The sequence below is a fragment of the Xanthovirga aplysinae genome (genome assembly GCF_009711365.1).
Lineage (GTDB): Bacteria > Bacteroidota > Bacteroidia > Cytophagales > Cyclobacteriaceae > Xanthovirga > Xanthovirga aplysinae.
Map to the genome: position 1 here is coordinate 1 of NZ_SMMB01000193.1, position 642 is coordinate 642.

1 protein-coding gene is annotated in these 642 nt (G+C 36.1%); it reads left to right on the top strand.

Features of this window, described 5'->3' with window-relative positions; all coding sequences use genetic code 11:
• Positions 1-182 precede the first annotated feature (182 nt).
• Positions 183-602 (top strand): energy transducer TonB, encoded by a 420-nt coding sequence (locus E1171_RS00370; RefSeq protein ID WP_155203007.1) that lies wholly within the window; start codon positions 183-185, stop codon positions 600-602.
• Positions 603-642 lie beyond the last annotated feature (40 nt).

Below are 642 nucleotides of genomic sequence, written 5' to 3' on the forward strand. Positions count from 1 at the left end.
CTATTCCTATTGTGGTACAGATAATTATAACACGAATTAAAGATTGGGTCAGGTAAAAAAGATGCTAACAATGGCGAGCTGCCATGCTTTGCCAACACGTGAAAGCCGACGCTCACAAAGCACAGCAGCCAGCTGGGCCGTTGTAGGCAATTTCTAAAAATTAAAAAAGGATATTTAAAAAAATGAGAATCAACAGGGATTTCCCAAAAATTTTATTTTTTATTTTGATACTAACATTTTCCTGTGCAGGTCCAAAAGTAACGGTGCACAAAAAAATAGTAGGAAAGGAAGGTGTTGAACAACCAGATTCACAACCTGAATTTATCGGTGGTTGGGAAGCCTACGAAAAATATATAAAAGAAAATATTAAATATCCACTTAAAGCTAGAACTAATAGGACTGAAGGAGAAGTTGTAATTTCTTTTGTTATTAGGAAGGGTAATGGCGCGATCACTGACGTTGAAATTGTTAAAAGTGTATCTCCTGAAATAGATGAGGAAGCATTACGACTTATTTCGAATATGCCAAATTGGAAGCCTGCAATAAAGGATGAAAAGGAAGTCTCAGTTCGCCTACAAATTCCAATAGATTTCAAACTATAAAAAAAAGCATACAACAATGGCGAGCTGCCATGCTTTGCTA

Coding starts and splice junctions, on each gene's coding strand:
- E1171_RS00370 (WP_155203007.1), top strand. CDS start 183: ATGAGAATCAACAGGGATTTCCCAAAAATTTTATTTTTTATTTTGATA.